Genomic DNA, 8,429 nt, shown 5'->3' on the forward strand with positions numbered 1-8,429 from the left:
AACCTAGCCTGTTGTCGCGTTGATCGCCCGCTAGGTCTCGATGCGAGCGAGGCTACTGAGACCCAAGCGTACAACTTCACGCAGCGTCAGATTCAAGTCGATTCTTTCGAGTAAATGTTGCGCCGCAGTTACAGCAATTCGTGTTGGTGCTGTTATGACGCGCGCGGCCGGGGGCCCTCCTAAGGAAATGAAGCTCGAAATGAAAAACTTGTTGCTTATGACTGCGAGCATCGTCGCACTCAGCGCTGCGGCGCCTGCATTCGCCGCGGATCTTGCTGCACAGCCTGTCTACACCAAGGCGCCGCCGCAACCCGCGCCGGTCGCGATCGCGGCCTACGACTGGAGCGGTTTCTATGCTGGCATCAACGGCGGCTGGGGTTCGAGCCATAACTCCTGGGATTTTGCAGGCACGACCCCTGAGGGCTCCCACGACGCAAGCGGCGGCACGGTCGGTGGGCAGATCGGATATCGCTGGCAGATTGGCCAGACAGTGCTTGGCGTCGAAGGCCAAGGCAACTGGGCCGATTTCAACGGCTCGAATGTCAGCGCTGCCTTTCCGACCAACAGCAATCACACAAGGATAGATGCGTTTGGCTTAATCACTGGTCAGATCGGTTATGCCGTCAGCAACGTACTGCTATACGTCAAAGGGGGCGCCGCGGTCGTGGGCAGCAACTATCAGATCAACTCCGTTCCCCCAGGCACGCAGCTTGGGAGCGCGGACACTACGCGTTGGGGGGGCGCCGTTGGCGCCGGGCTTGAGGTCAACCTAACGCCGAACTGGTCGGCTGGCGTCGAGTACGACCACGTGTTCATGCCGACTAGCGACGTGAACTTCACAGCCGCCGGTGGTGGTGCGCTTGGGAACGATCGCATCCGCCAGGATTTTGATCTCGTGACCGCGCGGGTCAATTACAAGTTTGGCTGGCCCCTGGTTCTCAAGTAACGATCTCCTGATCTTCAATCGGCGATCGAGAGCCCCGGCCCTTCGCCGGGGCTCTTTGTCGAGATATTCCTCTGCGTGCAACGGTCACCTAAATACCTGCGAGAATTCCCGCGTTAACGTAACTCGGGTCCGTTCTGACGGCCCACGGATGCGTCGGTTAGGCAGTGCTGAGCGACACCGACTGCGCAGATCGCCAACGCGTGATCCCTCCGGAAGATTTTCGGTCCAGACCGTAGATTTGTCTCGCCTTCAGTGATCCAGCATCTCGAACCATCGCCGAAACCACCACCCCGTACTCCCGTGTTCCGACTTTGACTTTGAAAGCTTCGACACCCCAATGCCTTGGCGTTCGGCAATCAAGGCGCCGTAGCAGGCAGGCAATCTCCCGTTGTGCTCGGCGAGGCACTCCTACACCACTCTTCGGCATGATCTGGAACGCGGCGATGATGCCTGCCTCTCGATGTCCTCCGCAGCGCTCGGCTACTACGAGGGGTATCTTGCTCAATGGCTCGCGAAAATCAGATGGATCTCGCCGCCAATTTTCGGCAGCATCATCGACTGGCGTCGCTCAGCGAAATCGCTGACGCACGCGCATTTTGCACACGTGAAGACCGAAATAGCCAAGCATAGGTAGATCGACCCAACGATGCCCCTTGTGCTCGATGTGTTGCGCCAAGTCGCGCTCGGCAAAAGATATCCAATACTTCACGTACCTAGGCATGCTGAGCCTGGGTTCAGCGGCAAGGGCGGCAGCTTTATCGCGGTTTTCAGGGCCCGGTTTTCTGCAGAGGCTTCTCTTCGCAAAGTATGGGAATAGCTGGGTGATCTATTTCAAAAGCCATTCGCACGCGCCTACCTTTGCGTAGAAGTAGATGAGATCAATCAGAATGCGTCAATGCATCTCCTGCTAAGCGATCTTGTCGAGCGCGCTGGGTATTCACCAGCCCAGGCAGCGCTGGTCTGCCGGCAACGGCCGATAAAATAGCATCGCCTTTCAGTCACCGTCACGACGGAGTAGATTTCGCGACATTCATGGCGACAAGCGCAGCCGTTTGACGCCATACCGCCGCGAGGCCCGCTCCTTTGCAGATGCCAAGGTAGTCCTGCGAGCGGACGCCACACCAGCTACGCGACCATTGGCGTTGCCGCTGCAGTCACCGAAAATTCAATAAGACCAAGACGAAGGGCCTTTACAAGACCTTGAGTTCGGTTCGCTGTCCCGAGCTTTCGTATTGCGTTCTTAAGATGGAAATTCACCGTATTTTCGCTCACGCTCAGTATCTTCCCGATTTCCCAGGACGACTTGCCCTCCGCCACCCATCGCAGGCAATCCTTTTCGCGCTCTGATAAGGTCACTTTTCTATCGCAAGCACTATCCAAGGGTCTTGTGACCTCCGCAAATGCGACATGAAACTGCCAAGCCAGCGCGTTGAGACGGCTCACACTCCCCTGAGGATCGGCATCATCAAAACTGGATGCGAACGATACCACAGATATACGGCCTGATGGCCCAAACAGCGGCACGCTGATGCCGTGCTTCAGGCCCGCCTCTCTGGCCTCCTCTAGTACACGTTGTTCACATGCCTGAAGCTGATATTCCTTGGCCAGCTGGTCCCATAGAAACGGCCCCGCATACATCGGTGTCCGCCGGACCACCGGATCGACGGTGTAGTACTTGCGTTCCAAATAGCGCTGGCACCAGTCTGGCGGAACCTTCATGGCTATAAGAGGCGGTGGGCACCCCGGCAGACGAAGCGGCTCCGCGAAGGTGAGTGCTCCGTAAGCGACTTCAGTGAAGCCCTCTTCGCTCGCACAGCTCACAAGCAGATCAAACAGCGCTTTGAGAGATTGCGTTTGATTAGCGCATTCGACGAAGCTGAAGAGATTCATGTGGCGCCTCACGCGATCGGCAGAAGGCCGCTATTGCGCCGTTCGACTGAACTTGTTTCAGACGGAGGTCGGGTCTATTCTCGAACTGCTCCAGCACACATTGCGGGAGAGCCAATGCGGCGATACCTGCGGATCGAAAGCGGCTGTAAGCGCAGGTAAGAGCTGCACACGGTGGCGACAATATATCGCCTGCAAGTTCTTGTAGATCGCGGCCACCTGCGTATAGCTGATCGACAGTGAGCCGGCGTCGGCGAACCCGGGATCTGCGAAGAGCACGGCGGGCTCGGATAGGGACACCGCCTTGGGTAAGGAATCCGATCCGTCTGCAGGTTCTACTGTGAGGACGGTAATCTCGCCGTCGAACTCCTCGCTCAGGTCCAGCGCCCCTTCCAGCAAGAGCCGTTCGAGGCAACTGATGATGGTCACCGCTCTGGCGCTCGCTGATATTGGCGAGAGGCCGCATGCGAATTCGAGTGGACTCGGGAACCTGTTTAATGCAAATGACGCTGTGCATGCACTTCTCCAAGTACCTTCCAAGGGACTGAGATGAGACCAGCAAGTGTCATACCAGTCGCACCCCACGCGAAACTCAGTTGTCAAGACAAGAACTTCGAGGGATCGCCAGGCTTTAACCGAATTGAAGCACCGCGACATACGTCGGATTTACGACAGCTCCGTGTGCACCAGCGACGACATCCCTCGATGTAGACCAAGGAATCTCCTGATATGGGGCGGCATACGATTTCCTGCTCGCACAGAAAGCTGAACACGCAAACCTGGCGGCTATACGCACGCGAGCGGCCGAAGCTCTTTACCGATTTGCGCCGGACGATGCATGCATTTCCGACCCAGTTAGAATTTCGCAATACGATCCGGCGCAGACTAGTGCGAAGCCTAAAATTCTATGCCCCGGATTGCCGACATCCGAAGCTTTGCGCGTCAGTCAACTACTAACGTTGGCAATTGATCGAGCTGACAGAGACGTGCCAATCAGAGCTTGATGAAGGCGCGCAGGTCGCGCCTCAGGAAATTCGGCATGCAATACAGATCTGTTCGCGAAAACGGGCCCGATCGAGGCGTGAGAACGCTGCCTGCCGATATACTTCGACCTCAGGTTTGCTCCAATGACGACCTCTCATTTCTCATGGATGCCCATGATGGGCTTCCGGGCGCAATCGCTCAGCGTGCAGGTTTCAAAGGCCTGTGGGCCTCAGGCTCTCTCGGCTACCGCGATGCCAACGAGGCATCATGGAGCCAACTCGTCGAGGTGGTCGAACGCATCGTTGGCTCGACCGAGCTGCTGGTGCTCGTTGACGGCGATAGCGGTTTCGGCAATTTAAACAATGCGCGTCTCCTCGCGCGACGCGTCGGCTCCCGCATTGGCGTAAGCGTGAGCACGCAAAAGCGCCTCCTCCATTGGACGACCGGCAATTAGCGCTTCGATCCGCGCACGAGAATCAACTCTTGCCCAGCCGTATCCCTGACTGCCCGCAGACGGCCCGATAACTCATCGATGTCGGCTATGGAATGCCGCTCGCCAACGAACGAGTTCATTTTCGGAAAAAGGCTGTCCTGCAGCGCGAGGCCGGCGGCCCCACGTTGCCGGAGTTACGATTCTCATTCACTCGCGAAGAAACACCGCGTATGAGATCCTTGAATTTGCGAGTTCTTGGCAGAACCGACTGCCCATCGTGATCATTCCAACAAAGTACTATCGAACGCCAGTCTCTACATATCGCGATGCGCGCATCTCCACGGTGATCTGGGCCAATCACTCCATGCGAGCTGCAAAAGTTGCCATGCGCAGGGTCTGCGGTCGCATCATGGCTAGGGAAGGCATCGCGAGTATTGAACCCCATATTGCGACGCTCCACGAACTTTTCGACTTAGTGGGATACGACGAACTCGTCCGTGCCGAAGCGCGATATCTCCAGCCTGATGACCAAAAATAGGAGGTCTTCATCCGCCCCAAGACTCATGCATTCTTGACGACTGACGCCATGCACCCGTCCTTTTCATCGTTGCCCACCATCTGAAATCTCCGACCCAGCACCTGTTCGCTTTCGTGGAGATATCATTGAATGGCAGACGGGCTCCCGGTTTCGCGATCGGCTTGCGCGTTTCCGTCTCATCTCGAGCTGTTCACCTTGCGCGACCGCTAGGTGCCGAGGAATCGCACCGCATTCATTTGGCGGCTGAAAACGATCAGACAGGAATCCTGAAATGTGTTATTGTTCATACCTGAATTTCGTTTGCTACAAGTGCGACAGACCTCCGACCAAACAGCAACGATCTCATTGATTTTGAGGGAAAGCGCTCGTGTTGGCGCGCCGGACAGCCCTGGTCAAGTTGTGGGACCACACTGCAACGAGAACCGCCGGGAAGCAGGGTACGGCACGCGGCGAGGACATCATCGATCTGACCACAGGAGAGATCTGGAGCGAACTCGCTCCATCGGTGCGCGAGGGCGCGATCGCTGCGATCAATGGCAACCTCAACCGCTATACCGACCCGATCGGGTTGCTGGAGCTGCGCCATGCGCTTGCTTGCAGGTTGTCCGGCGAGACGGTTCAGCCATGGTCCGCAGACGAAATCGCTGTGACGAGCGGCGCCAAGCAGGCGCTCTTCAATGCGGCCATGGCCATTCTAAATCCCGGCGATGAAGTACTGATCCCCACCCCCTACTGGACGACCTTCCCGGCACAGATCGTTATTGCCGGCGGCACGCCGGTCTTTGTCGAAACTCGCCACAATAGTTATGTACCGAGGCTTACCGATCTTGCCGCGGCCGTTACCTCAAAAAACCAAGGCGATTGTGATCAACACGCCAAACAATCCGACAGGTACGGTCTACGACCGCGACACCCTTGCTGGCATAGCCCAACTCGCATGGAACGGAACCTCTGGATCGTCTTTGACGAATGCTACGGAGCTTTCGCCCATCCCCCACATACACACCATCCGATCCTATCTGTGGCGCCCCAGGCACGCGATCGCACATTGATCGTCAACTCGTTTTCCAAATCGTTGGCTCTGACCGGCTGGCGAATTGGCTATCTCGCGGGTCCCAAAACGGTCATCAGCGCAGCTAAGACGCTACAAAGCCATACAACTTCAAATCCCAATGTCATTGCACAGCATGCGCTGCTGCATCATCTCAAATCCGGCGGTTCTGCCTTCGAACTGGAATTGCGGCGCCACTGTGAGAATGCGCGAGCGCTCGGGCTCTCAATTCTTTCAAATCTAAAATTGGTGTCTCCGCCTGCTGCCCAAGGCGGATTCTTCTTCTACCTCGATCTCAGCGGGTTCCAGCGGCGTCCCACGGCCAATGGCTGCGAATTCAATCCCGATGACCTCGCTGATGCGCTGCTGATGAACGCTGGTGTGGCAACGGTTTCGGGCACCGCCTTTGGCGATCCTTGTGGTCTCCGGCTCTCCTACGGCACCGATCTTGAATTGCTCGGTAAGGGCTTGCGGAGCCTGACCGCAACTCTGAACGAGTGGAACTGAAATTCGGCTCCGCGAGTCCCAGTATGAAGAGAGCAGCAATGGAGCCCCAGATTCCGAGCCGCGCCGATGTCTTCTTCGAACGGGATGTATTGAGCCATTTGATGGCAAGCGAAGCTCCCGATGTGGCTGCAGTAGCGCCCTTTGACGAGCTGATGCAAGGACCGGCCGCTTTGTTGTCGGATAGCGGCATCATATCAGGCTTCCGCATCAACCGAACTGCAGCAGACATCGTTGCGGATAGCCCAAGACTTTTCAAGACGTTAAACCTGCTGCGATTTTCGTTGCCGACTCTTAAGGCAACGATCGTTCCAGCGCTGGATGATATCGTCACGTCGGGAGCCATAAGGGCCTACACTGAGGAGCTTCTCGCCTATCTCATCGGTGATGCGAAATTGACCGCACTGAAGATCTACGTGTCGCGGAGCTCATTTTCTAGACTGAGGAACAGCCGTCCCTTACCATCCAAGCCGAAAGATAGGCGAGGAACAACGCTGAAGTGCCTTTAGGATGCAGCGAACGCCACCACATCCGGAGGTCTTCTCTTTTGTTGTGCCAGCTTATTCCTCGCTCCTCTCAGCACTTCGAGCCGGCCGTGGCCACCCGCGCTTTAGGCTGTGCCGGGAAGCACCTGGACGGGTCGGGTCGCACGAAGTATCGCGTGTTGCGAAGATCGCAGAGAGCCTCCTCGGTTCGGCGACACGGTTTACGGAGCTGTATTGCCCGTAGTCGTGGTGGTCAGGCTCACCTACTTTGCAAATTTCGGCGTCATCCAGCGGGCGCCTCTAAGGGGCCGTTGTCATACGACGTGTCGTTGCTGGCCCTCTTGCTGCCTCACGAACCTCTCATCCCTGCTGAATCGCGTTCGTTAACGTCTGCTCTTGGTCCTTGCTGTCGCTCACGTCGCCTCAGTTCGTGTCCTTTACACCGAGCAACCTTATCTCTACGGCAATCGGCCTCTTTGCCGGGTCGCGTCATCGGCTGCTTTAACCGCTTGTTCCCTTTGAGCAGCCGGCGAGCAACATGAGAAATGTGCTGGGGAGGAAAAAACGCGGCACGAACTGTCGTTTGGTGCGGAGCCCACCCCGCGGTACCGGTACCCTATGCTGAAGACCTCTACCGGTCTTTGGGTTTACAGGCTCACCAAACAATCGTCATGCACTCGCTCTTGTGCCGGTACCGAATAGACCGGCCTCCATTCGCGAGCTCGGTTGCGGACATGCATGTCGAGGCTGCCGCGAACACCACTCCTTAGGGCCATCATCGCGGCGCCGAGCAGCCAGCGGTACAACAAGAGCGACCACTCTTTTGCTCCGTCCGGTCATCCACGAAGCGGCGTCCGGGAGCCTATTCGGGTTCCTCGTCGCAACTTTTGTCGCGCATGAGGCACCCTCCGAGTATGGAAGACGTCTGGCATCGTGTAGCCCGTTATCACCGCATTTCATATTGCGCACCCTGTCCCTACTTGCAATGAGAAGACTGCGGTGAAGACGCGATCGAAACTTCTGCGAGCACGCGATCTGTCCCGGCGAAACCGCACACATGGTGGATCTACTGCGAATCGGCGTCGAGCCGTTCACCCAATGCGCCGGTGTGCGCACAATCTATGGCGCAAGTAATCCGAGCGACGAGACCATCGCGGCAATGGACACCGCTGCCGAGGCATTCGTGGCCATGGACGAGTTCGCGGAGGTGGCAAGCCGACGAATGGCCGGTCCCACTGGCGCCGAATGGGGTGTCATCACCTCTGGGACTGCAAGCGCGCCATTGTTGGCCACTGTCGCATTGCCGGAATTGATCCAGAGCTGATTTTACGGTTAGCAGCACATCTGGGCCGCGGAACAAGGTGTTGATCCCCTCCGATCAAACGATCTGCCTACGAGCGGGCGATCCGCGTTGCGGGTGCGCAGATCGTCAGCATTTCCACCACAGAGAAGTTGGCGAGGCATCGGATGGTGACGTCGCGATGAGAGCTATCGCCGAAAGTTGGTGACGGCGGGAATCGGGAGGGCGGCATATCGTGGGGGTGCTTGACGCCTCCACTTCTCCACCGAAGGAGCGATATGCCGTGTCCAACGATAACGTC

At 57.3% G+C, this 8,429-nt stretch carries 8 protein-coding genes; 6 read left to right on the forward strand and 2 right to left on the reverse strand.

The window, feature by feature from the left end:
* Positions 1 to 199: 199 nt before the first annotated feature.
* On the forward strand, positions 200 to 946 hold the full coding sequence (locus SO180_RS30315) for an outer membrane protein (protein ID WP_449382505.1): 747 nt from the start codon (positions 200 to 202) through the stop codon (positions 944 to 946).
* A 1,125-nt stretch (positions 947 to 2,071) separates the two neighbouring features.
* On the opposite strand, the gene SO180_RS30320 is transcribed toward SO180_RS30315, so the two are convergent.
* Positions 2,072 to 2,836, reverse strand: coding sequence for an autoinducer binding domain-containing protein (locus SO180_RS30320; RefSeq protein ID WP_449382498.1), 765 nt, complete (start codon positions 2,834 to 2,836; stop codon positions 2,072 to 2,074).
* Between the two features lie 57 nt (positions 2,837 to 2,893).
* Positions 2,894 to 3,262, reverse strand: a complete 369-nt coding sequence (locus SO180_RS30325) for an adenine nucleotide alpha hydrolase family protein (protein ID WP_449382499.1) — start codon at positions 3,260 to 3,262, stop codon at positions 2,894 to 2,896.
* Between the two features lie 574 nt (positions 3,263 to 3,836).
* Here SO180_RS30325 and SO180_RS30330 point away from each other — a divergent pair.
* From SO180_RS30330 to SO180_RS30350, 5 genes are all read left to right on the forward strand, one after another.
* Positions 3,837 to 4,271 (forward strand): isocitrate lyase/phosphoenolpyruvate mutase family protein, encoded by a 435-nt coding sequence (locus SO180_RS30330; RefSeq protein ID WP_449382500.1) that lies wholly within the window; start codon positions 3,837 to 3,839, stop codon positions 4,269 to 4,271.
* A 256-nt stretch (positions 4,272 to 4,527) separates the two neighbouring features.
* Entirely contained in the window at positions 4,528 to 4,788 is a 261-nt protein-coding gene (locus tag SO180_RS30335) for a beta/alpha barrel domain-containing protein (protein WP_449382501.1), read from the forward strand.
* Positions 4,789 to 5,155: 367 nt separating this feature from the next.
* The gene (locus SO180_RS30340; protein ID WP_449382502.1) at positions 5,156 to 6,346 is read left to right on the forward strand and encodes an aminotransferase class I/II-fold pyridoxal phosphate-dependent enzyme; all 1,191 of its coding nucleotides are present in this window, start codon (positions 5,156 to 5,158) and stop codon (positions 6,344 to 6,346) included.
* A 38-nt stretch (positions 6,347 to 6,384) separates the two neighbouring features.
* Positions 6,385 to 6,852: a glycosyltransferase family protein gene (locus SO180_RS30345; protein WP_449382503.1), complete on the forward strand. Its 468-nt coding sequence runs from the start codon at positions 6,385 to 6,387 to the stop codon at positions 6,850 to 6,852.
* A 1,033-nt stretch (positions 6,853 to 7,885) separates the two neighbouring features.
* Positions 7,886 to 8,152 carry a hypothetical protein gene (locus SO180_RS30350; protein ID WP_449382504.1) on the forward strand — a complete coding sequence of 89 codons (267 nt, stop codon included), beginning with the start codon at positions 7,886 to 7,888 and terminating at the stop codon, positions 8,150 to 8,152.
* Positions 8,153 to 8,429: the final 277 nt, after the last annotated feature.

The sequence above is a fragment of the Bradyrhizobium sp. UFLA05-112 genome, assembly GCF_053572325.1.